General features: G+C 63.0%; 24 protein-coding genes and 2 pseudogenes. 15 read left to right on the forward strand and 11 right to left on the reverse strand.

Annotated features, from left to right (window positions below):
- The 5 genes and pseudogenes from U5768_RS30155 to hutG all read left to right on the forward strand — a co-directional run.
- Positions 1-346 (forward strand): annotated as a pseudogene (locus tag U5768_RS30155) (urocanate hydratase); the annotation flags it as partial.
- Complete coding sequence (locus U5768_RS30160; protein WP_322033974.1) at positions 343-1,032, forward strand: HutD family protein; 690 nt, start codon at positions 343-345, stop codon at positions 1,030-1,032. The pseudogene U5768_RS30155 and the gene U5768_RS30160, both read left to right, overlap by 4 nt.
- The gene (gene hutI / locus U5768_RS30165; protein WP_322033975.1) at positions 1,032-2,249 is read left to right on the forward strand and encodes an imidazolonepropionase; all 1,218 of its coding nucleotides are present in this window, start codon (positions 1,032-1,034) and stop codon (positions 2,247-2,249) included. Before U5768_RS30160 ends, hutI begins: the two co-directional genes overlap by 1 nt.
- A gap of 25 nt (positions 2,250-2,274) precedes the next feature.
- Complete coding sequence (locus U5768_RS30170) at positions 2,275-3,693, forward strand: formimidoylglutamate deiminase (RefSeq protein ID WP_322033976.1); 1,419 nt, start codon at positions 2,275-2,277, stop codon at positions 3,691-3,693.
- A 13-nt stretch (positions 3,694-3,706) separates the two neighbouring features.
- Positions 3,707-4,516: an N-formylglutamate deformylase gene (gene hutG, locus U5768_RS30175; RefSeq protein ID WP_322034024.1), complete on the forward strand. Its 810-nt coding sequence runs from the start codon at positions 3,707-3,709 to the stop codon at positions 4,514-4,516.
- A gap of 75 nt (positions 4,517-4,591) precedes the next feature.
- On the opposite strand, the gene U5768_RS30180 is transcribed toward hutG, so the two are convergent.
- From U5768_RS30180 to U5768_RS30195, 4 genes are all read right to left on the reverse strand, one after another.
- Entirely contained in the window at positions 4,592-5,650 is a 1,059-nt protein-coding gene (locus U5768_RS30180) for a porin (protein ID WP_322033977.1), read from the reverse strand.
- Positions 5,651-5,756: 106 nt separating this feature from the next.
- Complete coding sequence (locus tag U5768_RS30185; RefSeq protein WP_322033978.1) at positions 5,757-7,184, reverse strand: cytosine permease; 1,428 nt, start codon at positions 7,182-7,184, stop codon at positions 5,757-5,759.
- Positions 7,185-7,337: 153 nt separating this feature from the next.
- Positions 7,338-8,921, reverse strand: a complete 1,584-nt coding sequence (locus tag U5768_RS30190; RefSeq protein WP_322033979.1) for a phospholipase D family protein — start codon at positions 8,919-8,921, stop codon at positions 7,338-7,340.
- Positions 8,922-9,040: 119 nt separating this feature from the next.
- The gene (locus U5768_RS30195; protein WP_322033980.1) at positions 9,041-9,904 is read right to left on the reverse strand and encodes a LysR family transcriptional regulator; all 864 of its coding nucleotides are present in this window, start codon (positions 9,902-9,904) and stop codon (positions 9,041-9,043) included.
- Between the two features lie 153 nt (positions 9,905-10,057).
- Between U5768_RS30195 and U5768_RS30200 the strand changes: the two genes are divergently transcribed.
- The 5 genes and pseudogenes from U5768_RS30200 to U5768_RS30220 all read left to right on the forward strand — a co-directional run bounded on the left by U5768_RS30200 (position 10,058) and on the right by U5768_RS30220 (position 14,418).
- A complete protein-coding gene (locus tag U5768_RS30200) occupies positions 10,058-11,695 on the forward strand; it encodes a gamma-glutamyltransferase family protein (RefSeq protein WP_322033981.1) in 1,638 nt (545 codons plus the stop codon).
- Between the two features lie 136 nt (positions 11,696-11,831).
- Positions 11,832-13,175 (forward strand): MFS transporter, encoded by a 1,344-nt coding sequence (locus U5768_RS30205; RefSeq protein ID WP_322033982.1) that lies wholly within the window; start codon positions 11,832-11,834, stop codon positions 13,173-13,175.
- Positions 13,176-13,307: 132 nt separating this feature from the next.
- Entirely contained in the window at positions 13,308-13,556 is a 249-nt protein-coding gene (locus U5768_RS30210) for a hypothetical protein (protein WP_322033983.1), read from the forward strand.
- A gap of 275 nt (positions 13,557-13,831) precedes the next feature.
- Positions 13,832-13,956, forward strand: a pseudogene (locus U5768_RS30215) (hydroxymethylglutaryl-CoA lyase); the annotation flags it as partial.
- Between the two features lie 78 nt (positions 13,957-14,034).
- On the forward strand, positions 14,035-14,418 hold the full coding sequence (locus tag U5768_RS30220; RefSeq protein ID WP_322034025.1) for a VOC family protein: 384 nt from the start codon (positions 14,035-14,037) through the stop codon (positions 14,416-14,418).
- Between the two features lie 59 nt (positions 14,419-14,477).
- Here U5768_RS30220 and U5768_RS30225 read toward each other — a convergent pair whose 3' ends face one another.
- Together U5768_RS30225 and U5768_RS30230 are read right to left on the reverse strand one after the other, a co-directional pair.
- Positions 14,478-14,945, reverse strand: coding sequence for a hypothetical protein (locus tag U5768_RS30225; protein ID WP_322033984.1), 468 nt, complete (start codon positions 14,943-14,945; stop codon positions 14,478-14,480).
- 281 nt (positions 14,946-15,226) lie between these two features.
- Positions 15,227-16,399 carry a multidrug effflux MFS transporter gene (locus U5768_RS30230; protein WP_322033985.1) on the reverse strand — a complete coding sequence of 391 codons (1,173 nt, stop codon included), beginning with the start codon at positions 16,397-16,399 and terminating at the stop codon, positions 15,227-15,229.
- 146 nt (positions 16,400-16,545) lie between these two features.
- Between U5768_RS30230 and U5768_RS30235 the strand changes: the two genes are divergently transcribed.
- The 5 genes from U5768_RS30235 (at position 16,546) to U5768_RS30255 (ending at position 21,503) form a co-directional block, all read left to right on the forward strand.
- Positions 16,546-17,415, forward strand: coding sequence for a LysR family transcriptional regulator (locus U5768_RS30235; protein WP_322033986.1), 870 nt, complete (start codon positions 16,546-16,548; stop codon positions 17,413-17,415).
- Between the two features lie 478 nt (positions 17,416-17,893).
- Positions 17,894-18,565, forward strand: a complete 672-nt coding sequence (locus U5768_RS30240) for an epoxyqueuosine reductase QueH (protein WP_322033987.1) — start codon at positions 17,894-17,896, stop codon at positions 18,563-18,565.
- A gap of 203 nt (positions 18,566-18,768) precedes the next feature.
- Positions 18,769-19,752, forward strand: coding sequence for a DUF1852 domain-containing protein (locus U5768_RS30245; protein ID WP_322033988.1), 984 nt, complete (start codon positions 18,769-18,771; stop codon positions 19,750-19,752).
- Between the two features lie 26 nt (positions 19,753-19,778).
- Positions 19,779-20,807 carry a methionine synthase gene (locus U5768_RS30250; protein ID WP_322033989.1) on the forward strand — a complete coding sequence of 343 codons (1,029 nt, stop codon included), beginning with the start codon at positions 19,779-19,781 and terminating at the stop codon, positions 20,805-20,807.
- A gap of 111 nt (positions 20,808-20,918) precedes the next feature.
- On the forward strand, positions 20,919-21,503 hold the full coding sequence (locus U5768_RS30255; protein WP_322033990.1) for a flavin reductase family protein: 585 nt from the start codon (positions 20,919-20,921) through the stop codon (positions 21,501-21,503).
- Between the two features lie 61 nt (positions 21,504-21,564).
- Here U5768_RS30255 and U5768_RS30260 read toward each other — a convergent pair whose 3' ends face one another.
- The 5 genes from U5768_RS30260 to U5768_RS30280 form a co-directional block, all read right to left on the reverse strand.
- Positions 21,565-22,323 carry an amino acid ABC transporter ATP-binding protein gene (locus tag U5768_RS30260; RefSeq protein WP_322033991.1) on the reverse strand — a complete coding sequence of 253 codons (759 nt, stop codon included), beginning with the start codon at positions 22,321-22,323 and terminating at the stop codon, positions 21,565-21,567.
- On the reverse strand, positions 22,323-23,000 hold the full coding sequence (locus U5768_RS30265; RefSeq protein ID WP_322033992.1) for an amino acid ABC transporter permease: 678 nt from the start codon (positions 22,998-23,000) through the stop codon (positions 22,323-22,325). Before U5768_RS30265 ends, U5768_RS30260 begins: the two co-directional genes overlap by 1 nt.
- Before the next feature lie 13 nt (positions 23,001-23,013).
- Positions 23,014-23,793 carry an amino acid ABC transporter substrate-binding protein gene (locus U5768_RS30270; RefSeq protein ID WP_322033993.1) on the reverse strand — a complete coding sequence of 260 codons (780 nt, stop codon included), beginning with the start codon at positions 23,791-23,793 and terminating at the stop codon, positions 23,014-23,016.
- Positions 23,794-24,112: 319 nt separating this feature from the next.
- Positions 24,113-24,982, reverse strand: coding sequence for a CmcJ/NvfI family oxidoreductase (locus U5768_RS30275; RefSeq protein ID WP_322033994.1), 870 nt, complete (start codon positions 24,980-24,982; stop codon positions 24,113-24,115).
- Between the two features lie 12 nt (positions 24,983-24,994).
- Positions 24,995-25,771 carry an SDR family NAD(P)-dependent oxidoreductase gene (locus tag U5768_RS30280; protein ID WP_415913998.1) on the reverse strand — a complete coding sequence of 259 codons (777 nt, stop codon included), beginning with the start codon at positions 25,769-25,771 and terminating at the stop codon, positions 24,995-24,997.
- Between the last annotated feature and the right edge of the window lie 3 nt (positions 25,772-25,774).

The following is a 25,774-nucleotide window of genomic DNA, read 5'->3' on the forward strand; positions in this document are numbered from 1 at the left end:
CCACCTCGATACGGGTTCGGTCGCGAGCCCGAACCGCGAGACCGAGTCGATGAAGGACGGCTCGGACGCGGTGAGCGACTGGCCGCTGCTCAATGCGCTGCTGAACACGGCGGGCGGTGCGTCGTGGGTATCGCTGCACCACGGCGGCGGCGTGGGCATGGGCTTTTCGCAGCACTCGGGCGTGGTGATCGTGGCGGACGGCACGCAGGCGGCGCACGAGCGTCTGGGCCGCGTGCTGCACAACGATCCGGCCACGGGCGTGATGCGCCATGCGGATGCCGGCTACGAACTCGCGCAGCAGACCGCGCGCGAGGCGGGGCTCAAGCTGCCGATGCTGGGCCGATGAGCGGCGCAAAAGCGTCAGGCGGCGCGATACAGGCCGCCAGGCTCACGCTGCTGCGTGGCGCGGCGCTCGTGGCGTCGCCGTGGAAGAACGGCGGTGGCGTCACGCGCGAAATCGCGGTGGCGCATGTGGCCTCGCAGCCTGGCGCGTCGCTCGATGCGTTCGCGTGGCGCGTGAGCGTCGCCGACGTCGCGCAGGCGGGACCGTTCTCGCGTTTCGAGGGCGTCGATCGTACGCTGGTGTTGCTCGAAGGGGCGGGCATGCTGCTCGACGAAGCGGACCGCACACACGTTCTCACGCAGCCTCTGGACGCCGCGCGCTTCGCGGGGGAATCCGCCATCGATGCACGCCTCGTGAAGGGCGCCACGCGCGACTTCAACCTCATGGTGCGCCGCGACGCGGCGCGCGGCACGCTCGAAGTGTGGCGCGACAGCGAGCGGCGCAGCCTGCATGCGCAAACGGTATTGCTCTATTGCGCGCAAGGCGGGCAGGACATACGCGTGGACGGCGAGCGAAGCGTGCACCTCGAAGCGGGCGATACGTTGCGCATCGACACGCTCGACGCGCAACGCCCCGTGCATATCGAAACACGCGGCGCGGGCGCGTTGCTCGCAGTCGCGTTGGACGTGCTGCATGCAGCGCCGCAAGACACTACGGAAACGGCATCGCGCGATGCTGTGCAGACCTGATGAAACGCACGCTCTGGCAACACCTCAAACTATGCCCGCAGGGCGATCCGGGCCACGCCGTCGAGAACGCGGCGATTGCCGTGGAAGACGGCAAGATCGCGTGGCTCGGCGCGGCTGCTGAATTGCCGGCGCAGTTTGCCGGGTGGCCGCGCGAGGACCTGGGCGGCGCCTGGGTCACGCCGGGTCTCGTGGATTGCCACACGCACCTCGTCTACGGCGGCCAGCGCGCCGACGAATTCGCGCAGCGCCTGGCGGGCGTGAGCTACGAGGAAATCGCGCGGCAGGGCGGCGGCATCGTATCGACAGTACGCGCCACGCGCGCGGCCGACGAAGCCGCACTGTTCGCGCAGTCCGCCGCACGCCTCGAGCCGTTGCTTGCCGAAGGCGTCACGGCTGTCGAGATCAAATCCGGTTATGGCCTCGATCTGGCGAGCGAACGCAAGATGCTGCGTGTCGCGCGTGCGCTAGGCGAGCGCTATCCGGTCACGGTGCGCACGACGTTTCTCGGCGCGCATGCGTTGCCGCCCGAGTTCGCGGGCCGCGCCGACGACTATATCGACGAAGTGTGCGAACGCATGCTCCCCGCGCTCGCCGATGAAGGTCTCGTGGACGCCGTCGATGTGTTCTGCGAACGAATCGGCTTCTCGCTCGCGCAGAGCGAGCGCGTGTTCGAAGCGGCCGCGCGGCGCAATCTCGCGGTCAAGATGCACGCCGAGCAGCTTTCGAATAGCGGCGGCGCGGCGCTGGCGGCGCGCCACCGCGCGTTGTCGGCCGATCATCTTGAGTTTCTCGACGAAGCGGGCGTTGCCGCCATGAAGGAAGCGGGCACCGTTGCGGTGCTGCTGCCGGGCGCGTACTACTTCATCCGCGAAACGCAGCTTCCGCCGCTCGACCTGCTGCGGCGCTACGAAGTGCCGATCGCCATTTCCACCGACAGCAATCCGGGCACGTCGCCCACGACCTCGCTGCTGCTCATGATGAACATGGCGACCACGCTGTTCCGCATGACGGTGCCCGAGGTGTTGCAGGGCGTGACGCGGCACGCCTCGCAGGCTTTCGGCGACGCGCAGCATCACGGCTCGCTCGCGGTGGGGCGTCCCGCGGACTTTGCCGTGTGGTCGGTGCAGTCGCTCGCCGAACTGGCTTACTGGATCGGCCGTCCGCTGTGCGCACGCGTGGTGCGCGGGGGCGAGACTGTCTTTGATCGTCGCGTTTGAGCGCTATTTGAACGCTATTTCACGCATGAATTCCATCATCGAAACGAATCCGACTTCGCGCGCGCTCTTTGCCGGGCACGCGTATTTGCCCGACGGCTGGCGCCGCAACGTGCTGCTCGAATGGGACGCGGCGGGAACGCTGCGCAGCGTGACGCCCGATCTCGCACAGGCGCCCCAAGGCGTTGCGCAGGCGGCCGGCCCGCTCATGCCTGGCATGCCTAATCTTCATTCGCATGCGTTTCAGCGCGCCATGGCGGGCCTCACCGAATATCGCGCGAATCCCACCGACAGCTTCTGGAGCTGGCGCGATCTCATGTACCGCTTCGCCGCGCGCATCACGCCCGACGATCTCGGCGCGATTGCGCGCTGGCTCTACGTCGAGATGCTCAAAGCGGGCTACACGTCCGTTTGCGAATTTCACTACGTGCATCACGGCAAGGACGGCCAGCCGTATGCGAGCCCCGCCGAACTGGCGCAACGCGTGGTCGATGCGGCGGACACGACCGGCATCGGCATGACGATGTTGCCCGTGCTCTATCAGTACAGCGGTTTCGGCGCGCAGGCGCCGCGCGACGATCAGCGCCGCTTCATCAACGCGCCGGAGCAACTGCTCGGCATTATCGAGGCGCTGCGCGCGTGGCGGCCCGAGCACGGCGCGTTGCGCTACGGCGTTGCGCCGCACTCGCTGCGCGCCGTTTCGCACGACTCGTTGCGCGTGCTGCTGGACGGTCTCGACCAAGCGCTTCCCGGCGCGCCCGTGCATATTCATATCGCCGAACAAACCGCCGAGGTCGAGGCTTGTCTCGCGACCGAAGGCGCGCGGCCGGTGCAATGGCTGCTCGACCGCTTCGACGTGAATTCGCGCTGGTGTCTCGTCCATGCCACGCATGTCGACGCGCGCGAAACCGCCGCGCTCGCGCAGAGCGGCGCGATTGCGGGCTTGTGCCTCACGACCGAAGCGAATCTCGGCGACGGCATTTTCCCCGCGCGCGACTATCTCGATGCGGGCGGCGCGTTCGGCGTGGGCTCGGACAGCCATATCGGCGTGGACTGGCGCGCGGAGCTTCGCTTGCTCGAATACGGCCAGCGTCTCGCACGGCGCGAGCGCAACGTGCTGGCCGCGCCGCATCGAGCGCAGGTCGCCGACCGTCTTTTCGAAGGCGCGCTCGCAGGCGGCGCTCGGGCGACGGGACGCCAGGTCGGCGCATTGAAGGAAGGCGCGCGCGCCGACTGGATCGTGCTCGACGCGCAGCATCCCAACCTGGCCGCGCAGAAGCCGCTCACGTGGCTTTCGTCGGTCGTGTTCTGCGAGCATGGCGAAACGCCGGTCCTCGACGTCTATACCGGCGGCGAAAAAATCGTGGAAGCGCGCCGCCATCGCGACGAAACGCGCCTTTACGCCGACTATCGCGCGGCACTCGCCCGATTGCTTGCTGATGACTGATACGCTACTTGCCATGACCGACATCTTTTCGCTGGAACGCGGCACCGCGCCGCTCATCATTTCGATTCCTCACCTGGGCACGCACATTCCCACGGCGATGCACGGCCAGTACACGGACGTGGCGCTGACCGTCGCCGATACGGACTGGCATCTCGATCGCCTGTACGCGTTCGCGAAGGCGTTGGGCGCGACCGTGCTCGGCGCGCGCGTGTCGCGCTATGTCATCGACCTGAACCGGCCGCCGAACGACGAGAGCCTTTATCCCGGCCAGACCACGACGTCGCTGTGCCCGACCGAAACGTTTCGCGGCGAGCCGATCTATCGCGAGGGCTGCGCGCCCGACGCGAAAGAGCGCCAGCGCCGCGTGCAGACGTTCTGGCAGCCGTATCACGACACGCTTGCCGCCGAACTCGCGCGCCTGCGCTCGGTGCACGCGAATGTGCTGCTATGGGAGGCGCATTCGATTGCGAGCGTGCTGCCGCGACTGTTCGACGACAAACTGCCCGACCTCAACATCGGCACGCAGGATGGTCGCACGGTGAACGCCGCGGTGCAGGCGCGCGCGGAACGCGCGGCTGCGGCAAGCGGCTACACGTGGATCGCGAATGGACGCTTCAAGGGCGGCTATATCACGCGCCATTTCGGCGCGCCGCAAGACGGCGTGCATGCGATCCAGCTTGAGATGTGCCAGTCCGCTTACATGAACGAAACGGCGCCGTTCGACTATGTTCCCGCGCTCGCGGAGAAGGTGCAGCCCGTGCTGCGCGAGATGGTAGGCGGCGCGCTGGAAGCGATTCAGGCGATGAACGCAACGGCGGCGTAACCGTTCCCGAACATCGGCAGGACTGGTTGTGAACGCAACGGCTCTGGATCGAACGATCCAGAGCCGTTCTTTCGTTTAGAAGCGGTGAACAATGCCGATCTGCACGCCGCGCGCATCCGCGCCCGGATAAGCGAGCGGCAGGCCCGGGTTGGCGGCGCCGGCGAGTGTGTAACTCGCCTGGTTACGATTGCGCAGAAACGAGAGGGCGCCGTAGAAGTTCGTTGTCTTCGACAGGTCGTATTCGTACATCAGGCCGATCTGGTCGGCGTTGTCGCCTTGCGAGGTGCGATCGCGCAGCATGGCGTAGCCAAGCCCGACGATGTTGTTCACGCTGAACTGATACTTCGCCGAAAGGCCCACCGTATAGGCGTTCAACGCAAGGTCGGGCCATTTCATGTCCGAATAGCCGCCGAAGATCGTTGCCGGCCCGATAGCGTACGAGGTGCCCGCCATGATCGTGCGATCCGTGGCGCTCCCCTCGCTGTTCTTGAGCCACTGGCCTGCCACGAACGCGGCGAGGGGGCCGTGCGCGTACGTCACGTCGAACTGCTGGCTCGAACCCGCGGCGCGCAGGCCGCCCGCGTCGCCGAAGCCCACGTAGACGCCGGCCTGAAGGCCCGCAAGTTCGGGTGTGACGTAGGAGAGGGTATTGCTGGTGCGGAACGTGAACACCGTGAGGTTGTCCATGGCCGAAGCCTGCGTGACGCCGCCAAAGGCGTCCTGGCCGCCTTGATCGTTGAAGAGCGGCGAATTCTGCCGGCCCGCGCGCACCTCGCCCCAGCCGCCCGAAAGACCCACCCAGGCCTGGCGATCGAACAACGATCCCTTCGTGGCCAGCGTGCCGTCCGTGGGATTGAAGCCGTTTTCGAGGGCGAAGGACAGCGTTTGGCCGCCGCCCAGATCCTCCTTGCCCTTGAGGCCGAAGCGGCTGCCCCATTGGCCGCTCGAACCGAGGGCGGCCGTGTATCCGTTGCCTGTATTGACGTATTGGGCGAATTCGTCGATGAGGCCGTAGAGCGTCACGCCGTCCTGGGCAAACGCGCCGTGCGCGAAAAGGCCGAGTGCGCAGGCGCAAAGCGCGCTTCTCGTGGCGCGAGCGGTGGGACGAGGAACCGGAGCGGAGCGTTTTTTCATTATCAGTACAACTATTTATCGAGGAAATGAAACGAACGCGCGGGTGATGAAACCCGCGCGAATGGAAACGGTATCGATCAGCGAAGCGGCGCGCTGCGCCGCGGCTTCATTCCTGCTCGACCGGCAGGATCAGGCGTTCGGGAATGACCGGCGGCGTGAGGCGCATGGCGACGTAGTAGAGCGCCCCCGGCACGATCAGGCCGAGAATCCAGGAGATGTCCGTGCCGCCGAGCGCGTCGACGAAGGGGCCCGTATAGAAGCTTGTCGAGATGAACGGCATCTGCACGAGCACGCCAAGCACGTAGATGCCAATGGCCCTGGCGTTCCAGCGGCCGTAGCGGCCATTCGGGTTCGACAGCGCGGGCACGTCGTAGCGCGACTGCGTGAAGCAGTAGAAGTCCACGAGATTGATCGCGCTCCACGGCGTGAAGAACGCGAGCAGGAACAGGATGAACGCCGTGAATTCCTTGAGAAACGAGTGGCGCCCCGCGAGCGCGACGAGCGTCGAGACGCCGACCATCGCGATGATGTAGACGAAACGGTGGCGCGTGGAGATGGCGCGCTTCGCGCGAAACGCGCTGACAATCGTCGCCATCGACATGAAGCTGCCGTAGGCGTTGAGCGTGGTGACGGTGAGCTTGCCGAACGCAATGCTGAAGTAGAGCATGGCGGCGACCGCGCCGCTCGCGCCCAGACTCACGATATATGCCACTTCGTGATGCGCGAACGCGTGGCCCGCGAGCGCGGCCGCGAACACGCCGAACACCATCGCGGCCTGCGCGCCGATCACCGAGCCGAGCCCGACCGCGAGGAACGTGCGCGCGGGCGAAGTCGAGCGCGGCAGGTAGCGCGAATAATCGGCGACGTAGGGGCCGAACGCGATCTGCCACGAAGCCGAAAGCGACATGGAAAGCAGGAAGCTCGCAACCGAGAAATGGCGGTTGGCCAGCAGCGCGCCCACGTCGTGGTGCGCGAAAAGCTGCGCGAACATGAACACGAACGCGAGCACGCCGATCACGCTGGCAATGCGGCCGACGAAGTGAATCGAACGATAGCCGAGCAGCGTGAGCACGACGATGAGCGCCGCGAAAAGGCAGATGCCCGCCGTATCGGAAACGTCGAGCAGTTGCGCGGTGGCCTGGCCCGCGAGCACCGTGCCGCTCGCGGAAAAGCCGATATACATGATGCAAACGAGCACGATGGGAATGGCCGCCCCGTACACGCCGAACTGCACGCGGCTGGAAATCATCTGCGGCAGGCCGAGTTGCGGACCTTGCGCGCCGTGCAGCGCCATCACCGCGCCGCCGACGAGTTGTCCAGCCAGCAGCGCGATCAGCGACCAGAAAACGTCGCCGCCCAGCACGACGGCCAGCGCGCCGGTAATGATCGCCGTGACCTGCAGGTTCGCGGAAAGCCACAGCGTGAACTGGCTGAACAGGCTGCCGTGGCGCTCGGCCTCGGGGATGTAGTCGATCGAACGCGTTTCCAGGATCTTGCGGCCATCGGTTTCGAGATTGGCGACGGATTCAGGCATTGCCACGATGGCTCCGAACTGTGGGGTAAGTGCAATGACGCCCGCAGCCGCGGACGAGAGGAATGTCCGCATGATGTTGTATAGACAACTTAGGTGAAATTGGGGATAACCCTGCCGGTGCCGTCAGGGGAACCGCCGGGCCTCAAGCGCGCCTTACAACAGCCATTCGATCGGCAGGATGGAGAAGAACCACACGCTCAGGCGCTGGTTCCACGTGGTGTTCGGCTCGGTGTCGTAGCGAATGACCGCGTCGTCGGAAAGACGCGTCCAGTAGAGCTTGCCGTTTTCGTCGAGATGCGCCTGATACGCGAGTTGCGGCACGCGGGTCCAGAACGCTTTTTCGATCTGGCTGGCGAGAACCGGGCTGTCGATCACGAGCCCGAGTTCGGTATTGAGGTTGGCCGAGCGCGGGTCGAAATTCACCGAGCCGACGAACACGCGCTCCGCATCCACGGCGAAGGTTTTGGCGTGAAGGCTGGACCCCGTGCTGCCGAAGGGACCGCTGCCCGCGCTCTTGCCCTTGTCCTTCGCGGCGCCCGCCGCGCGCCGCAGTTCGAACAACTGCACGCCGCCTTCGAGCAGCGCCACGCGCCGGCGCGCGTAGCCGGAATGGACGGCGGAAACGTCGGTGGCTTCGAGCGAGTTGGTCAGCACGCGCACGGTTACGCCCTGGGCCGCGAGCCGGGTGAAGTATTGCGTGCCGACCTTGCCCGGCACGAAGTACGGCGAAACCAGATCGAGTTCGCGGTGCGGATCGCCGACGATCTCGTGCAGTTGGCTCAGGATGAGCGTGTCCCTGGGCGCCGTGCCCTGCGCTTTCGCAGGATCGTCGCTGACCAGTTGCGTCTTCGCCCATTCGAGCGGCAGCGTGCCGTCCAGCAGGCGGCGAACGTCGGTGGTCTTGCGCAGCGATTCGATGTATTCCTGCGCGGCCGGGTCGCTGCGCGCGGCAAGCGCCGCGCGATCGAGCGTGGCGAGCGCATCGGGCGCCGCGTACGGCAGGATTTGCGACACGGGGTAGGCCGAAGCGCTGGCCCAGTAACGGTCGAAGTCGTGCGCGACGTCGGTGGCGGCGGGGCCGATAGCCAGCACGTCGAGGTCCGCGAACACGACGCCGTCGGTCGCGCCGAAATATTCGTCGCCGATATTGCGGCCGCCCAGAATGGTCGCCACGCCATCGGCCGTGAGCGACTTGTTGTGCATGCGCCGGTTCAGCCGCGAGAAGTCCGTGAGAAAGCCGATGGCTTTGGGCCTTCGCGTGACGAACGGATTGAACAGGCGCACCTCGATGTTGGGATGCCCATTGAGCGCCGCGAGCGTGGTGTCGAGTGAGGATGGAATGCCGTTGTCGTCGAGCAGCAGGCGCACGCGCACGCCGCGGTCGGCGGCTTCGCGCAGTTCTTCGAGCAGCAGCGTGCCGGTGAGATCGTCGCGCCAGATGTAGTACTGAACGTCGAGCGTACGCTGGGCGCCGCGCACGAGCGCCACGCGCGAGGCGAAGGCGTCAAGCGGATTCGGGAGCGGGTCGATGCCGGTGAAGTCGGGATGCGTGGCGAGTTCGGCTGCCACGGCGGCGCCCAGTTGAGTCGACCGCGCTTCGGTTGACGTTAGCGCCGTGGTTTGCGTGCGTTCGCCCAAGGGCGGCAACTGCTGACACGCGGCAAGACCGGTGACGAGTGCGATGGCGTAGAGCTTGCGCCACCGGTTTGGAGCCAGCGCGATGAGCGATCTTTGCATGGAGCGTTCGCTATTCCGTATCGATCCCGCTTCGTGGCGCGAAGCTGGAGGCTTCGCGAATGAGCGAGCAACGACGTTAGCTTACGCGATTGGCGGGGCAGGGACCATGCCAGGCGCCGTTACCGGCGCAGCATGTCTGCAATCGTTTGTGTGAGCAAAGTCTGCTTGTGCGCTTTCCGGTGAATCATGCCCACCGTGCGGATGAATGGCCGGCCGGGAAGCGCGATGAGCCGCAAATTCGGATCGCTCTGCCATTTGCCGCCTTGCAGGACCGGCAGCACGCTCACGCCCACGTCGTTGCGCACGAGCGAAACGATCGTTTCAATGGAGTTCAATTCCAGATATTCGAGTGGCTCGATGCCCAGCTCGCCCAGTGCGTGGTCGATTACGACGCCCGTCGGCACGCGCCGGTCGAAGCGCAGAAAGCCGCGCTCGCGCAGGATGCGGCGCGCATCGTCGCCGGAGGTCGCGCGGCTTGTGACGAGCATCAGCGGCTCCTCGTAGAGCGGGGCCCATGCGAGCGATTCTTGCAGCGAACCATCTGCACTGCCAACTACTACGGCCAGGTCCACGTCGCCGTCTTCCACCATGCGTGCGAGTTCGTTCGAGCGCGCCGAGGTGAGGCGCACTTCGAGTTCCGGGTGCCCGGTTTTCAGATGCGCGACGGCCAGCGAAAGCGCGCCGATCACCGAGACCACCGCGCCGATGATGATCGAGCCGCGCATCGTGTCGCCCGCGCTGGCGGGCAACTCGTCGATCAGCGCGAGAATGTGCTCGACTTTGGCGCAGATTTCGCGGCCTTCGCGCGTGAGCGCGACCTGGCGCGCGCGGCGGTCGAAAATCTGGCGGCCGAGCGCGTCTTCGAGCCCGCGCATCTGCAGGCTCACGGCCGCCTGCGTGAGAGCGGTTTTTTCCGCGGCCGTGGCGAACGAGCCGCTGCGCGCGACTGCCTGCAAGGTGCGCAGCATGCGTAGGGTGAGCATGTAAAGAAAACTTAAGTGTCGACAATAAAATATTAATATTTTTTTGCCTGATCCTTCAAGATAATCGATAGATCGGCGTGAGCCGTGCGCGCCGCAACTGAATGCCGCGGTGCGCGCGCCGCTGCTATCGTTCATTACCGGATTCGAGCTTCCATGACGCGCTTCAACTGGCAAAACCCCTATTCGACGCCGCGCCTGCCGGTGTTCGCCCGCAATATCGTCTCGACCTCGCATCCGCTCGCCGCGCAGGCCGGGCTGCGCATGCTGTGGAAAGGCGGCAATGCCATCGACGCCGCCATCGCCGCCGCTGCCGCCATCACCGTGGTCGAGCCCGTGTCGAACGGTCTTGGCAGCGATTGCTTCGCGCTCGTGTGGGACGGCGCGAAGCTGCACGGCCTGAACGCGTCGGGCAATGCGCCGGCGGCGTGGAGCGTCGACTATTTCCGCCGCAAACACGGCGAGGAAAACGGTCTCGCGAAGCAGCCCAAGCGAGGCTGGGATACGGTCACGGTGCCCGGCGCGATCGCGGGCTGGGAAGCGCTGCACACGAAGTTCGGCAAGCTGCCGTTCGCCGACCTGATGGAGCCGGCCATCGAGATCGCCGAGCGCGGCCACGCCGTGGCGACCATCGTCACGCGCAAGTGGCAGGCGGCGATTCCCGAGTTGCACAACCAGCCAGGCTTTGCCGAGACCTTCATGCCGCGCGGCCGCGCGCCCGAGGTGAGCGAGCGCGTGTGCTTTCCCGGCCATGCCGCCACGCTGCGGCGCCTCGCGCAACGCGGCGCGCGCGACTACTACGAAGGCGAAATCGCCGAACGCATCGCCGCGTTTGCGCGCGAAGGCGGCGGGGCGCTCACGCTCGACGACCTGCGCAACTATCGCCCGGAATGGGTCGAGCCCATCGGCAAGGACTATCGCGGCTACACGGTGCACGAGATTCCGCCGAACGGGCAGGGCATCGCCGCGCTGATCGCGCTCGGCATTCTCGAACAGTTCGACGTGGGATCGCTCGCGCTCGACAGCCTCGAGTCGCAGCATCTGCAGATCGAGGCCATGAAGCTCGCTTTCGCGGATGTGTACCGCTATGTTGCCGATCCGCGTTCGATGGAAGTCACGCCCGAGCAGATGCTCGACGACGCTTACCTCAAGGAACGCGCGAAGCTGATCGATCCGAAGCGCGCCACGCAATTCGACTTCGGCATGCCGCGCACGGGCGGCACGATCTATCTCAGCGCCGTTGACGAGCACGGCATGATGGTGAGCTTCATCCAGTCGAACTACATGGGCTTCGGGTCGGGCGTGGTCGTGCCGGGCACCGGCATCGCGCTGCAGAACCGCGGCTGCGGCTTTTCGATGGACCCGGTTTCGCCGAACGTCGTGGAAGGCGGCAAGCGCCCGTTCCATACCATCATCCCCGCGTTCCTCACGCAGCAGGTGGACGGCCGCCAGGAAGCGGTGATGAGCTTCGGCGTGATGGGCGGCGACATGCAGCCGCAAGGGCACCTGCAGTCGGTCGTGCGCATGCTCGATTACGGCCAGCAGCCGCAGGCCGCATGCGACGCGCCGCGCTGGAAAGTCAATCGCGACTTCACGCTGGACATCGAATCGACCTTCAACCCGCAGACGGCGCGCGCGCTGCAAGGACTCGGCCACGAGATCAAGGGCATCGACGATCCGTACATGGACTTCGGTTCGGGCCAGTACATCTGGAAGCTCGATCGCAACGATCCCGAGCGCGGTTACGTGGCCGCGAGCGACACACGCCGCGACGGGCTCGCGGCGGGTTTCTAGACGGCCGAAGCGGGCTGACAAGCGGGCCGGCAGACGGGCTGACAGGCGGCGAGCCACGTGTGCCGCGAGCGGGGACGCCTCGCTCGCGGTTCACGGCAAACAATGAGTAGACCAAATAAAAATGGAGGAGACTGACATGGAGACCGGTTCATCGGTTGCGAGAGCGCCGCTCAGCCGCGGCATGGTGCGTCGCATCGTGTTCTCCTCGTCGATCGGCAATGCGCTGGAGTGGTTCGACTTTCTCGTGTACGGCTACTTCGCGCCCATCATCGCGAAGCAGTTCTTTCCCGTGCACGACGAATGGCTCTCCACGCTGCTCGCGGTCGGCACCTTCGGCATTTCCTTCCTCATGCGCCCGCTCGGCGCGATCGTGCTGGGCATCTACGGCGACCGCAAGGGCCGCAAGGCCGCGCTGACGCTCGCCATCGCGCTCATGATGGCGGGCACGCTCGCCATGGCGGTCATGCCGCCGTATGCGTCGATCGGCATCGCCGCGCCGCTCCTGATCCTGTTCGCGCGACTCGTGCAGGGCTTCGCGGTGGGCGGCGAATTCGGCAGCGCGACGGCGTTCATGGTCGAGCACAGTCCCGCGAAGCGCGGCTACTACGCGAGCTGGCAGTTCGCGAGCCAGGGTGCGGCAGCGATTCTCGCGGCGTCGTTCGGCGGCGTGCTCGCGGGATGGCTGCCTCCGGAACAACTGCAGGCGTGGGGCTGGCGCGTGCCGTTTTTCTTCGGGCTCGTGCTCGGCCCCGTGGGCTGGTATATCCGCTCGCATCTGGATGAAACGCCTGAGTTCGTCGAAAACCAGCAAGCGCAGGGCGCACAAGATGCGCGCGCAACGAAAGAGCCGGGGCTCGGCCGTCAATGGGTGAATCTGCTGCTTGCGGTGGGTATCGTTGCGCAGTCCACCGTTGGCGTGTACATCCTTCAGCTTTACATGCCGATGTACGCCGTCAAGCAGTTGCACATGGCGGCCGCAACCTCGTTCGGCGTGGTCGTGCTCAACGGCGGCCTGCAGTTCGCGCTCTCGCCGGTCATGGGCGCGCTCTCGGACCGCATCGGGCGCATTCGCATCATGCTGACCACGTCGATCCTGCTTGCTTCGCTCACCTATCCAATGTTCGCGCTGTTGCAGCGTCATCCGACCATCGGCTGGCTGATCGTGCTCCAGGGCGCGGCGGGCATTTTCAAGGCCGCGTATTCGGGCCCGATGCCCGCGCTGATGTCGGAGATTTTTCCGGTTCGCGTGCGCTCGGCGGGCCTTTCCATCGCGTACAGCCTGGGTGTGACGCTGTTTGGCGGTTTCGCGCCGACGATCGCCGAAGTGCTGATTCACATGACGGGCGATACGCTCGCGCCTGCGTATTACGTTTCGCTTGCCGCCGTGATCTCGGGTGTATCGCTCGCGATCGTGGGCTGGCGGACGATGCGCCAGGCTTCCACACGGCCCGCCACGCTCGCTCGTGAAAACAGGGCGTGAATACGGGCGCGCTACTCTTCCCGGCCCTTTGCGAACCGCGCTGAAACGTCATGTAAGTAGTGATATAGTCGCCCCCTCATCGCGCCGTCCGGCGGGGCGAGCATTACGTTTTGTCAGGTTTCGGGAGAGTATATGGCAGTCGAATATCGTGGCTTTCGAGTCAGTGTCGATGCGAAGGCAGACGCGACGGACACGCAGTGGCTGTGCCGCGCGGTGATGGAAGGCGTGGATGCCCAGGTGGAAACGGCGAAGCTGCCGAGCGTTGAGCTTGCCATTCCCAAGCTCAAGATCGATGTGCTGATGGCGCTCAGCGTGGTCGAACAAACGGCGAAGCAGGCCGTGGACGAATGGTGGCACGCAAAGCAGCCGGAAATGGCCTGACGATTCAGGCGCGGGCAACCCCGATGCGGTTGCCGCGCCTCGCGCTCAACGCGCAGTGACTACCGCAGTTACCCCTTCTGCGGCGTTCCCTCGTAAAACGCCGCGATATTCAGGGCCCCGGTTGATGCGGCGCGAAACGCATCCCACCCTTTCCATTTGTTCAAGCCAGATTGAACAAGCATCGATTATCGAAGGGTGCGGTCAGGTTCGTCGTGTCTCCCATAATCAATCGCGGTTAGCCGCAGTCAGTCGGGGAGACACCGCCACGCCACGTGCGCTTCGACGCCTCGTTCGGCGGCCTTGGCGGCTGTCCGTACGCGCGGGGCGCGAGCGGGTATGCACCGAAGAACTCGCGCCTATGCTCGAACTCGACGGCTATGATACCGGCGTCGACCTCGCCGCCTCGACCTGCATCCGGGGCCGGAAGCGGCGCAAGGCGTGCCCGCGCAACGGGCGTTCTCGTGACAAGGAGCGAAGCATGGCATTGATCGACCACCTCGACCATCTGGTGCTGACCTGCGTGGACCCCGAGGCCACGAAGCATTTCTATACCGAAGTGTTGCAGATGCAACTGGAGACCTTCGGCGCGGGGCGGCTCGCGTTTCGCTTCGGCAACCAGAAGATCAATCTGCATGTGCGCGGCGCGGAATTCGAACCCAAGGCCCATGTGCCGGCGCCAGGGGCGCTCGACCTGTGCTTCATTGCCGCCGTGCCGCTCGACGCCGTGATCGCGCATCTCGGAGAGAAGAACTGGCCGATCGTCGAAGGCCCGGTCGAGCGCACGGGCGCGACGCAGAAAATCCGTTCCGTCTATGTGCGCGATCCCGATCTGAACCTCATCGAAATTTCCGAACTGATCTAGACCGGGATCGCGCGGGCGCGTCACTGTTACATTCGCGCGCAGCACCGCTGTCGCGGGCGTCAGTACGCTGCGTGCACCTCTTGCTCTTTCAGGGCATCGGTAGAGGGCTTTTGTTCGTGCCGCGTCTCGCCTTGTTGTTCACGCATCGAGTAGGCGCGGTTCTCAATTGAGGCCTGCACTAGCTGAAGCTTCCCGTCGATCGTTGCCACCCGCAACGGGGCCCCGGCGCCTTCTGGCAGTCTCACGCCTCCATCGGTCACGCGCAGTCCGATTTCGACGAAAGCCAATCGAGTGTCGTCGTGGCCCACTCTCCCCGTAGGCACGCAGTGGTAACTGCCCGTTTTCGGGTCTGCCCCTCTTGCCCAGAGGCATTGAAGGTTGTTGTCTTGCGCCACTTGGTGAGCGCGCTCAAAGCTGATTTTCGGGTCCGCATTGTCCGGATTGGCCGGATCGAAAGCGGAGCAGGCGGAGCAAGCCACAGCGGCGAGAGACAAGGTCATCACGCGACGAAACAACGGGAAACGCACGAAAATCTCCAGGAAATACTGTCACGCGAAATGCGGGTCAGCCGTTCACCACTTTCTTGTCCAGTTATCGGCGGCTTACGGGAGGATCTTGAGGGTGCGAATCGCGAGATTTGGCGGACTACCTGTGGGCGTCGCGGTACCAGAATGAGAACGCTCCGTTTGAGCGTTGAATGCCCGTCGATGGCCTTGGTTGATGCGATCCTGTACGCCGCACGATGGTCGCATCGGAGGAGAGACGGGGCGGCATGAATGCGCCATGCGTCCCCCGACTCGTCTGCGTTTCACTCGATACACTCGCCCCCCCGTCGAGGCGAGATGCACGCCGCCATCGCGAGTAGCGCGAAAAGCAAAATTGCAGATGCCAGCACCACGGACCCCGTGCCCCACGCAGCACTGATCAACGAGGCCATCAATGCGGAACTGCTGATCTGAAAGAACCCGACCAGCCCGGAGGCGGTCGCAGCATGTCCGTGCGCGCCAGTGACGGCGCCCGATACGGCCAGTGACAGTGACGAGCCATTTGCGAGACTGACCAGGCACATCGGGAGGATCACTGCCGCGACGCTTGTGACGCCGCGCGTCGCGACAAAGCCGAACGCCAGTCCGCCCAGCACGAAACACGCGATGCCGACTGTGACAATCCGATCGTACGCCCAACGATCGAGCCAGCGCCGGACCAGCAAATTTGCCGCGATGATGCTTGCGGTTAGCGGCAGATACAGCCAGCCGCTCTGTGCCTCGCGCAAACCGAGGCTCGCGAATACGAAGGGCGATTGCGTCAGATAGACGAACCAGGCGCAATAGATGGCGCAGACGACGATGGTATAGCGTCGAAAGGCATTGTCGCGAAGCACGTCGGCGAAGCCCGCGAGGGGTGTATGGCGCTTCCTGTCGGGCACGGGAAGCGTCTCGGGCAGCAGCGTCATCGCCATCAGCAACGCTGCGAGTGCGAATCCCGCGACGAAGAGAAAGTCGGCGTGCCAGCCGAACGCCGATGCGAGATAGCCGCCGATTGCGGGAGCGAGCGCCGGCGACAACGAGACCAGCGGATAGACGACGGCATAGACCTTGGCAGACGCCTGTTTGCTGCACGTGTCGGCGATGCACGCTCGCCCGATGACGAGGCCCGCGGCAGCGCCGGCGGCCTCCACCATGCGCCATGCGAGGAATGCGCCAAAGTGCGTGGCCGCCGCGCAGCCGAGTGAGCCGACAAAGTACAGCGAGATGCCGGCAAACAGCACAGGTTTGCGTCCGTGGCGGTCCGAAAGCGGGCCGTAGACAAGTTGCGCGACCGCGAGCACGAGCAGATACACCGAGACCGTCTGCGGCATCCGCCAGTTGGCGACACCAAAAACGGCGGCCATGTGCGGCATGGCCGGCAGATAGACGTCCGATGCGATCAGGCCAAACGCATTGAGGATTGCGACGGTAAGAATGAAAGACAGGCGTGGCATGAAATGGGCTCCGTTGCACGCGGGCCAGAGGGCGTGCGGTGATGGCAGTGGAGTCCGTCATGCTAGAGAGTCGAGCTTCATGTGAAAATGCACGACATTGCATACCGGGTCTGCAAATATGCAGATCGACATTCGACATATTCGACATGAACTGGGACGACGTTCGAATCTTTCTGGCCGTGCATCGGTCGGGCACGCTGAGTGGAGCCGCGCAGCAGTTGGGCGTCGATCAGACCACCGTTGGGCGCCGGTTAGGCAGCCTTGAAGGCGCGCTCGGCAGCCGATTGTTCCTGCGCACCACGGGTGGCTTCTTGCTGACCGCCGCCGGCGAGCAGGCGCTCGAAGCCGCGAGCGAAATGGAGCGCCTCGCGGTATCGTTCGAGCGCCGCAGCGAAGGCGCGGACGAGCGCGTGGAAGGGGAAGTACGCGTCACCACGACCGATACTCTGGCCATCGATTTCGTCATTCCGGCAATCGAGCGGCTTCAGACACAGCATCCAGGTATCCGGGTGCTTTTGAGCACGACACCGCGTCTGCTCGATCTGTCGCGCCGCGAAGCCGACATCGCCATCCGCACGGAGCGGCCGCAACAACAGGGCTTGATCGTTCGGCGACTAGGAAGCTGGGAGGTTGGGCTTTACGCATCGCGCAGTTATGTCGCGCGGCGGGGGGAGCCGAAGCCGGACGAAGAATTCGCCGGGCACGATCTCGCGGTCTACCTGCCGGGTGTCACGACGCGTCAGGAGGGAACGCTCGTGGGTGAGTCGAGAGCGAAGGGACGTGTCGTCGCGGAGCTGGATTCCAGCCTGATGCTCGGGGCATTCGTGCGGGCCGGTCTCGCACTGGGTGAATTGCCGACGTATATGGCGCAGCGATATCCGGAGCTTGTACGGATTTGGCCAACCCGGCGAAGACAGTCGCCGTACGAGGCGTGGATGGTGTTGCACGCTGACCTCGCGCGCACAGCTCGCGTCCGTGTAGTAGTCGATGCGCTTGCCGGGCAATTCAACGTTTGAGTCGAGTACACGACCGACCGACGCTATGGCGCCAGGCTCAATCGCCTCCGCGAATATGCGTCCTGGAAACGCTGAGCGTTGTACGCCCGATTTCTGTCACTCAATGCGAACGCGCCAATGACCGTTGTTGGGCCGGCTAGCGCCTGCCGCCTCGCTTATGAACGAACTTCCGCATCGACAAGCGACAGGGCTGCAGTTTGCGGCAAAGTCGCCGAATACACGGCTCTGCTCAAGCAGTGACACTTTCACTACGGCCTGTACTTATCGTACGCGAACGCAGTGCGACGCCATGAGTGGGTTTTCGGATGAACGAAACTAATGGATATATGAAGAATAATCCATGGTCAGATAGCAGGTGGCCCAGGATAATTGCGGGTTACAGCATGTATCTGGCGCGAGGCCTGAAAGACAACCGGTCGTTGCGTAAGCACGCCAGTTTTGCATCGGCCTGCGGGACGTTTTAGCGAGAGGAGATGTTATGACATCAACCCATAGCCGCAAGCCTCTTCCACTGCCTGGCGGCCAGAGCAAGGTGCTGCTGCACTCGTGCTGCGCGCCGTGCTCCGGGGAAGTCATGGAAGCCATGGTGGCGTCGGGCATCGACTTCACGATCTTTTTTTACAACCCCAATATTCATCCGCGCAAGGAATACGAACTGCGCAAGGATGAAAATATCCGCTTCGCCGAAAAGTTTGGCATTCCTTTCGTCGATGCCGATTACGACCGGGATAACTGGTTCGAACGCGCGCGCGGGATGGAAAACGAACCGGAGCGGGGCATTCGTTGCACCATGTGCTTCGACATGCGCTTCGAGCGCACGGCGCTCTATGCTCACGAGCATGGTTTTCCGGTCATGACCAGTTCGCTGGGTATCTCCCGCTGGAAGAACATGCAGCAGATCAACGACAGCGGCGTGCGTGCTGCGTCCCGTTATTCCGACCTGATGTATTGGGAGTACAACTGGCGCAAGGCAGGCGGATCAGCCCGCATGATCGAAATCAGCAAGCGGGAAAACTTCTACCAGCAGGAATATTGCGGCTGCGTCTACTCGCTACGCGACACCAATCGGCATCGACTGGAAACAGGCCGGGAGCGCATTCAACTGGGCGTGAAGTTCTACGGCGACGACGATTCCGCAATTGAATCTTGAGTTCTCCATCTGTAGATCGGATTCCCGCATGGCACCGGGTAGCTGCCTTCGGCAGGTATGGAAGAACACCTATCGAACACATGAAGATAGCTAATGGTTGCATGAAATCAATTCATTTTTATTCATCGATCGGATAGCATAAAATTCTGAAAATGCAAGCGGTAAAAACAGGTTTTTATCAGAATTTATGGCGGTAGATCAAGATGAGTAAAGACTTCACATTTGCTATTAAAAGCATTTGTTTCGACGAAGACTATCACCCTGCGGAAAATACGCGCATCACCACCAACTTTGCGAACCTGGCCAGAGGTACGAGCCGCCAGGAGAATTTGCGCAACACCTTCAGGATGATTGACAACCGTTTCAATGCACTGGCGCATTGGGACAACCCTAACGGCAATCGTTATACCGTCAAGCTTGAAATCATTTCCGTTGAGATGAGTCTTGATAGCGAAGGCAGTGGCAACGCGCTTCCCTTGATCGAAATATTGAAAACGAATATTGTCGATCAAAGCACGGGAGAGCGCATTGAGGGTATTGCGGGCAATAATTTCTCCTCTTACGTGCGGGACTATGACTTTAGCGTACTGCTGCTGGAGCACAACAAGAATCAGCCCGGCTTCAGCACGCCAGAGAATTTTGGAGACCTGCATGGAAAGCTGTTCAAATGCTTCGTGAATTCAAGCGCTTACAAGGACAATTTCAAGAAGCCGCCTGTCATATGTCTCAGCGTTTCGAGCAGCAAGACCTATCGTCGGACTGAAAATCAGCATCCGGTATTGGGCGTTGAATACGAGCAGGATGAATATTCGTTAACCGACGAATATTTTAAAAAAATGGGGCTGAACGTTCGCTATTTCATGCCGCCGAATAGCGCTGCGCCTTTGGCTTTTTATTTTTCTGGCGATTTGACTGGCGATTACACCAATCTGGAGCTTATCGGCACCATCAGCACGATGGACACCTTCCAGAAGATTTACCGGCCTGAAATTTACAATGCAAATTCGGCAGCGGGAAAATCCTATCGGCCAAGTTTGAAGAACCAGGATTTTTCGCTCACCCGAATTGTTTATGATCGAGAGGAACGTAGCCGGCTGGCTATCGAGCAGGGAAGGTTTGTTGAAGAGCAGTTTATCAAACCCTATCAGGCTGTTCTTGAGCAGTGGTCTGCGAACTACGCTCTTTGACTAATCAAAACGCAAGGTCATCTATTGTGAAAAAATTGCTACCCACTTCAACTGCCGGCAGCTTGCCTAAACCTTCATGGCTCGCGGAACCCGAGAAACTTTGGTCACCGTGGAAATTGCAGGATGAGGGATTGATCGAGGGTAAACAGGATGCGTTGCGTCTGTCGCTGCAAGAACAACAACACGCAGGTATCGATATCGTCAGTGACGGCGAACAAACGCGCCAGCATTTTGTGACCACGTTTATCGAGCATCTGGACGGCGTCGATTTCGAGAACCGCAAGACCGTCAGAATTCGTGATCGCTATGATGCAAGCGTACCGACGGTCGTTGGTGCTGTTGCTCGCCAGAAGCCGGTCTTTGTCGAAGATGCCAGATTCTTGCGTCAGCAAACGAAGCAACCCATCAAATGGGCGCTGCCCGGTCCGATGACGATGATCGACACGCTCTATGACGATCACTATAAAAGCCGCGAAAAACTGGCTTGGGAATTCGCCAAAATCCTGAATCAGGAAGCGAGGGAACTGGAAGCTGCCGGGGTCGATATTATTCAGTTTGATGAACCCGCATTCAATGTGTTCTTCGATGAGGTGAATGAGTGGGGCGTTGCCACACTGGAAAGGGCCATCGAGGGGCTTAAGTGCGAAACGGCTGTCCATATTTGCTATGGCTATGGCATCAAGGCCAATACGGACTGGAAGAAGACGCTGGGGTCGGAGTGGCGGCAGTATGAAGAGGCTTTTCCCAAACTGCAAAAGTCCAGTATCGGCATGGTCTCGCTGGAATGCCACAACTCTCACGTTCCGATGGATCTCATCGAGCTTATTCGCGGCAAGAAAGTGATGGTGGGGGCCATCGACGTGGCTAGCAATACCGTTGAAACGCCCGAGGAAGTCGCCAATACCCTGCGAAAAGCACTCCAGTTTGTCGATGCCGACAAGCTCTATCCGTGCACCAACTGCGGCATGGCTCCCTTGTCTCGTGCAATAGCGAAAGGCAAGCTGGAAGCCTTGAGTGCAGGCGCAGAAATCGTCCGCGGAGAACTCGCGAACTAATTTGGGGCGGAATGGCCGTCGTGAGTGCTCGCGACGGCCAAACGCGGAGAATTGAGTGGGATTGGGTCGGTTTCGACCGATGGGTTCCACCTTTCGACATTGGCGAAGCCGATGTCAGCCAGCATTACCGGCCTGCTTCAGGCCTTCCCTGACACTTTCGAGCTGCATCCAGTTCCATTACCTGCTATGTCACTCCCTGGTACTGCTATCGAGCCATTGAGCTTTCGTGAAGCGCTCGGGCACTACGCATCCGGTATCACGGTAATTACGTCACACATCGATGGCGAGCCGATTGGCTTCACCTGCCAGTCGTTCTATAGCGTGTCGATGAGCCCGCCGCTGGTGTCATTCAGCGTAATGTCCAGTTCGGCCAGCTTCCCTAAAATTCGCCAGGCCGGTCGATTCGCAGTCAATATCCTCTCAGACGAGCAAGTCAAGGTTTCGAACCAGTTTGCCCGGCGAGGCTCGGACAAGTGGCACGGAGTCGAATGGCAGGAATCGCCGCTCGGTAATCCGATCATTGCCGGCAGCCTTCACTGGCTTGATTGCGAGATCCACGCCGAACACGCCGCAGGTGATCACCTGATCGTGATTGGAGAGGTGAAAGCGCTAAACCTGCAGGAAACTGCCGCTGCGCAGCCTTTACTGTATTTCAAGGGACAATATCGCAACATCGCGGCGCATGACGCGGTTTGAGGATGGAACGGCGCAACGGCCGAGGTCTCGCGGGATAGCCGTACCGGTGCGCGGCTTGCGCTCAGAATGCCGGCAGCGCCTGCGTGAGCGTGGCGACGAAGCGCGCCGTGCGCGCATCGCTCGGGCGCGAGAAGAGTTCGCGAGACGGCCCGGCCTCGACGATCGCGCCATCCTTGAGGAACACGGCGTCATGAGCGACAGAAGCCGCGAGCCGCAAGTCGTGCGTCGCCATCAGCATGGTCGTGCCCTCCAGCGCAAGCTGCCTCAGCACCGCGACGACTTCGGCGGAGAGTTCGGGGTCGAGCGCCGAGGTGGGCTCGTCGCAGAGCAAGACTTGGGGCGATGGGGCGAGCGCGCGTGCAATGGCCACGCGCTGCTGCTGGCCGCCCGACAGCGTGGACGGCCACGCGTCGGCCTTCTGCGCAATTCCGACCTTCGCGAGGAGCGTGGACGCGCGCTCCCGTGCGCGATCCTTTTCCCATTTGAGGACCGTTAGCAGTCCTTCCATGACGTTGTCGATGACACTCAGGTGGGGGAATAGCTGGAAGTTCTGGAACACCATGCCGGTATGTCTGCGCACCGACGCGATTTCGCCGTGAGACAGCCGGCGATGCGGGCCGAATTCCACGCGGGCGTCGCCCACGCTCAATGCACCCGAATCGGGGACTTCCAGCAAATTGACGCAGCGAAGGAGCGTGCTCTTGCCGCTGCCCGACGGTCCGATGAGCGCGGTGACACTGCCCGCTTTGAGCGTCAGGTCGATGTCCGCGAGAACGCGATGCTCGCCGAACGACTTGTGGAGTTGCTCGATACGGATCATCAGCGCGCCGCCGAAAACAGGGCGTGGCGGCCGTAGCGCGCTTCGAGCCGGCCTTGCGCCTGCGAGAGCACGGAGCTGAACACCAGATAGATCAATGCCGCCTCGGTATAGAGAACCAGGGGTTCGTAAGTCACGGCCGCAATGCGTTGGGCGGCCTGGAAGATTTCCGGCACGGTCAGCACCGCCGCGAGCGAAGTGTCCTTCACGAGCGAGATGAACGAGTTCGAAAGGGCGGGCAATGCCACGCGGATCGCTTGCGGCAGGATGGCGCGGCGCAACGCCTGCGCGCGCGTCATGTTCATCGAATAGGCTGCTTCCCACTGCCCGCGCGGAATCGATTCGATCACGCCGCGAATGACTTCCGCGTTATAGGCGCCGACGTTGAGCGAAAAGCCGATGATCGCCGCCGTCAACGGATCGAACACGATGCCCACGTTGGGCAATCCGTAGAAAATGACGAACAACTGTACGAGCAGCGGCGAGCCGCGAAAGAGCCAGATATAGAAGCGCACGGCGGCGACTGCCCATCGCTGCCCGAACAGGCGGATGAGCGCCGCGCCGAACGCGAGCACCATGCCGATTGCAAACGAAGCCAGCGTGAGCGGGACGGTAAACACGAGTCCCGCGTAGAGCAGTGGCCACAACGATTGCGCCATCAGATGCAGCCATGCAGGCATCGTTCAGTCCGCCTTATTGCGAAATGTCTTTGCCGAAGTACTTTTGCGAAATTTTCGCGTAGGTGCCGTCGGCCTTGATGTCCGCGAGCGCCTTGTCGATCGCCGCGAGCAGTTGGGGGTTGCCCTTGCGGATCAGCACGCCGGACTGGTCGTCGGCGGAAGAGGTATCGGTGGCTGCGATCTTGAGTTTGGCGTCAGGCTTGTGCTTCTGGAAGTCGAGGAACGAGAGCGAGTCGTTCACGGTGGCGTCCACGCGGCCCGAGGTCAGCAGATCGATCGATTCATTGAAGCCCTGAACCGGCACGACATCGGCGCCGTGCGATGCCGCGAGCTTGCCGAAGTTGCTGGTCAGCGTATTGGCCGACTTCTTGCCTTTGAGGTCGTCGAAGGAATGGATGGTCGTATTGTCCGAGCGCACGATCAGCACGGCACGCGTCGAGATATACGGCGCCGAAAAATCATACTTGACCTTGCGCGCGTCCGTGATCGAAACCTCGTTGATTACCGCGTCATAGCGATTGACATCGAGACCGGCGATCAGGCCGTCCCACTTGCCCTCGACGAATTGCGGCTTCACGCCGATCCGCTGTGCGATTGCCGTTGCGATGTCGACGTCGAAGCCCGTGAGCTTGCCTGTCTCGTCGTGGTAGGTGAAGGGTGCGTACGTGCCTTCGGTGCCGACACGAAATACCCCGGACGTACTGACTTGTGAGAGGTCATCGGCCGCGAGTGCGGGTGCGGCTGCAACGGCCGACAGGAGCGCGGCAACGAGAACGGAACGGATGGCTTTCATAATCGAATAGGAATAGATAAAGGTTTAGTAGCGTTGGCATCGAGGGAGAGTGGACTGATTCTACGAGGCGCGCGCGCGGCGGCAAAACAGACACATTCGCTATGCATATGCCGTAGCGGAATATGACGACGGATGTATCGCAACGGCGGACGGGTCGAGTTCCGTGCGGCGCAGGGTTGTCCGCGGCGGGCGAAGCGGCGGTGCAGCTTCGCCGTGTACTGGCCGCATCCATTGAATGATCGGCGCCCGCGCCGATGGGGAAGGGCGCGGTGCGTGGTGCTGCCCGGGAGGGAGAGGCGCGATCCGGCGCGCGCGTCCCTCAATGCGTGTCGTGGTCCGCCGCCCAGAACAGGAGCGCGCGCAGTTCGATGCTGCGTCGCGCAGCCGCATTGGAAGGACTGGCGGGATCCTCGAACGCGGTGTGCGCGGTTAGCCGCGCCGTGCCGTCCTCCAGCGAATCGTAGATCTTCAGCAAGAGCACTTCTTCGGGACGCAGACGCGGAAAGTAGTACCAGCGATGTTGCGGATTCGCGAGAAACGAATACGTCTCGCCGGTTTTGTCGCGATAGACGAGGTCAGTCGGCACGAGGTCGTCCGCCGCAATCGAGCGTGCATCGCAAAGCGCGAGCGGAAACTGCTCGACTACGCTGAGCGGCCGCCACAGATTGACGATGGCAAAACGATGCTGGAGCCGACGCCCGGCCTCTTCGGCATCGAGGTGGTCACGCACGCGGCGCGGCCCGGAGACGAAAGTCTGATCGTTGTGCACGCGCCGCACGGGTTCGCGCAGGGACGCGTTGGCACGGGAGCCGCTCGCGCTGTCGCGCAGCGTATGGTCGAAGACGACGACTTTCTCGGCACCCGTGATGTCACGCAGGAGCGCCTCGGCCTCGGGGCGATAGACAAGGCGGATCAGGCTGTCGTCGCTGAAGTCGCTCAAGGCGCTGCGGTGCGAAACCAGTTGAAAGCCATTCCGGTCGAGCGAAATCTCTCCGGCTTCCGCAAGCGGGCGTGCGTTGTGAATCCTCACGCGGCACGGGTCTGGCGTGCCCGAACTCCACGGCGTGCCGGCGGGTGGCTCGAACGTGTAGTTGACCGGCCGCGCGTCGCCCGGCGCGAGATAGGTGAGTTCTGCTTCGACGCCAGATGCCTGCGAAGCGGAAGGGGTTGCCGAAAGCACGCTGCTCATGAGGATTCCTGATCAAAACGGTTCGCGCCACGGGCGCAGGTCCAGCTCCTGTGTCCAGGCGCTGCGGGCCTGGCGGTGCAACTGCCAGTAGTTTTCGGCGATTGCGTCGGGCTGCAGCAGGCCGTCCGCTCCGGCGCTTTCCGCGCGTTGCGGTGCTGTGCTGCGCAGGCGTTCGCCGTCGATGCCGCCGTCGATCACGACGTGCGCGACATGCACGCCACGCGGACCGAATTCGCGCGCGAGGCTTTGCGCAAGCGAGCGCAATCCCGCCTTCGCCGATGCAAACGCGGCGAAGGGGGGCCGGCCGCGCAACGAGGCTGTCGCGCCGGTGAAAAGGAGACTGCCGGCGCCTGACGGGTTTGTCGTCGCGTCGGGCGCGGAAAGCAGAAGTGGCAACGCGGCGCGTGCAAACACGAAGCCGCCGAGTACGTTGGTGCGCCATGCGGACTCGAACTGCTCGACCTCGAGTTCGAGCGTCGGCGCGCGCGCGGCGTTGCCCGCGTTGAAAATCGCGCTGCGCAAGGAACCGTGGTTCTTCACAAACTGCGCGATACGCGCCAGATCCTGCTCGCTCGTCACGTCGCCGGCGGCAGCGTGGGCGCGGCCGCCTTGCGCGCGTATCTCGGCCGCCACGGCTTCCACACGCTGCGCGGTGCGCCCGGTAAGGACGACGGCGTAACCTTCGCGCGCGAAACGGCGCCCGAGCGCCGCACCCAGGCCCGCGCTCGCGCCGACTCCGGCGATCCATGCAACCGGCGGGGAAGCAGAAGAGGAAATGTCGCTCATGATTGT

It is taken from the genome of Paraburkholderia sp. J76 (genome assembly GCF_905220295.1).
Taxonomy (GTDB): Bacteria; Pseudomonadota; Gammaproteobacteria; order Burkholderiales; family Burkholderiaceae; genus Paraburkholderia.

What these genes read in the sequence shown, in the direction of transcription:
- U5768_RS30160 (WP_322033974.1), top strand. Translation starts at nt 343, where the DNA reads ATGAGCGGCGCAAAAGCGTCAGGCGGCGCGATACAGGCCGCCAGGCTC.
- hutI (WP_322033975.1), top strand. Translation starts at nt 1,032, where the DNA reads ATGAAACGCACGCTCTGGCAACACCTCAAACTATGCCCGCAGGGCGAT.
- U5768_RS30170 (WP_322033976.1), top strand. Translation starts at nt 2,275, where the DNA reads ATGAATTCCATCATCGAAACGAATCCGACTTCGCGCGCGCTCTTTGCC.
- hutG (WP_322034024.1), top strand. Translation starts at nt 3,707, where the DNA reads ATGACCGACATCTTTTCGCTGGAACGCGGCACCGCGCCGCTCATCATT.
- U5768_RS30180 (WP_322033977.1), bottom strand. Translation starts at nt 5,650, where the DNA reads ATGAAAAAACGCTCCGCTCCGGTTCCTCGTCCCACCGCTCGCGCCACG.
- U5768_RS30185 (WP_322033978.1), bottom strand. Translation starts at nt 7,184, where the DNA reads ATGCCTGAATCCGTCGCCAATCTCGAAACCGATGGCCGCAAGATCCTG.
- U5768_RS30190 (WP_322033979.1), bottom strand. Translation starts at nt 8,921, where the DNA reads ATGCAAAGATCGCTCATCGCGCTGGCTCCAAACCGGTGGCGCAAGCTC.
- U5768_RS30195 (WP_322033980.1), bottom strand. Translation starts at nt 9,904, where the DNA reads ATGCTCACCCTACGCATGCTGCGCACCTTGCAGGCAGTCGCGCGCAGC.
- U5768_RS30200 (WP_322033981.1), top strand. Translation starts at nt 10,058, where the DNA reads ATGACGCGCTTCAACTGGCAAAACCCCTATTCGACGCCGCGCCTGCCG.
- U5768_RS30205 (WP_322033982.1), top strand. Translation starts at nt 11,832, where the DNA reads ATGGAGACCGGTTCATCGGTTGCGAGAGCGCCGCTCAGCCGCGGCATG.
- U5768_RS30210 (WP_322033983.1), top strand. Translation starts at nt 13,308, where the DNA reads ATGGCAGTCGAATATCGTGGCTTTCGAGTCAGTGTCGATGCGAAGGCA.
- U5768_RS30220 (WP_322034025.1), top strand. Translation starts at nt 14,035, where the DNA reads ATGGCATTGATCGACCACCTCGACCATCTGGTGCTGACCTGCGTGGAC.
- U5768_RS30230 (WP_322033985.1), bottom strand. Translation starts at nt 16,399, where the DNA reads ATGCCACGCCTGTCTTTCATTCTTACCGTCGCAATCCTCAATGCGTTT.
- U5768_RS30235 (WP_322033986.1), top strand. Translation starts at nt 16,546, where the DNA reads ATGAACTGGGACGACGTTCGAATCTTTCTGGCCGTGCATCGGTCGGGC.
- U5768_RS30240 (WP_322033987.1), top strand. Translation starts at nt 17,894, where the DNA reads ATGACATCAACCCATAGCCGCAAGCCTCTTCCACTGCCTGGCGGCCAG.
- U5768_RS30245 (WP_322033988.1), top strand. Translation starts at nt 18,769, where the DNA reads ATGAGTAAAGACTTCACATTTGCTATTAAAAGCATTTGTTTCGACGAA.
- U5768_RS30255 (WP_322033990.1), top strand. Translation starts at nt 20,919, where the DNA reads ATGTCAGCCAGCATTACCGGCCTGCTTCAGGCCTTCCCTGACACTTTC.
- U5768_RS30260 (WP_322033991.1), bottom strand. Translation starts at nt 22,323, where the DNA reads ATGATCCGTATCGAGCAACTCCACAAGTCGTTCGGCGAGCATCGCGTT.
- U5768_RS30265 (WP_322033992.1), bottom strand. Translation starts at nt 23,000, where the DNA reads ATGCCTGCATGGCTGCATCTGATGGCGCAATCGTTGTGGCCACTGCTC.
- U5768_RS30270 (WP_322033993.1), bottom strand. Translation starts at nt 23,793, where the DNA reads ATGAAAGCCATCCGTTCCGTTCTCGTTGCCGCGCTCCTGTCGGCCGTT.
- U5768_RS30275 (WP_322033994.1), bottom strand. Translation starts at nt 24,982, where the DNA reads ATGAGCAGCGTGCTTTCGGCAACCCCTTCCGCTTCGCAGGCATCTGGC.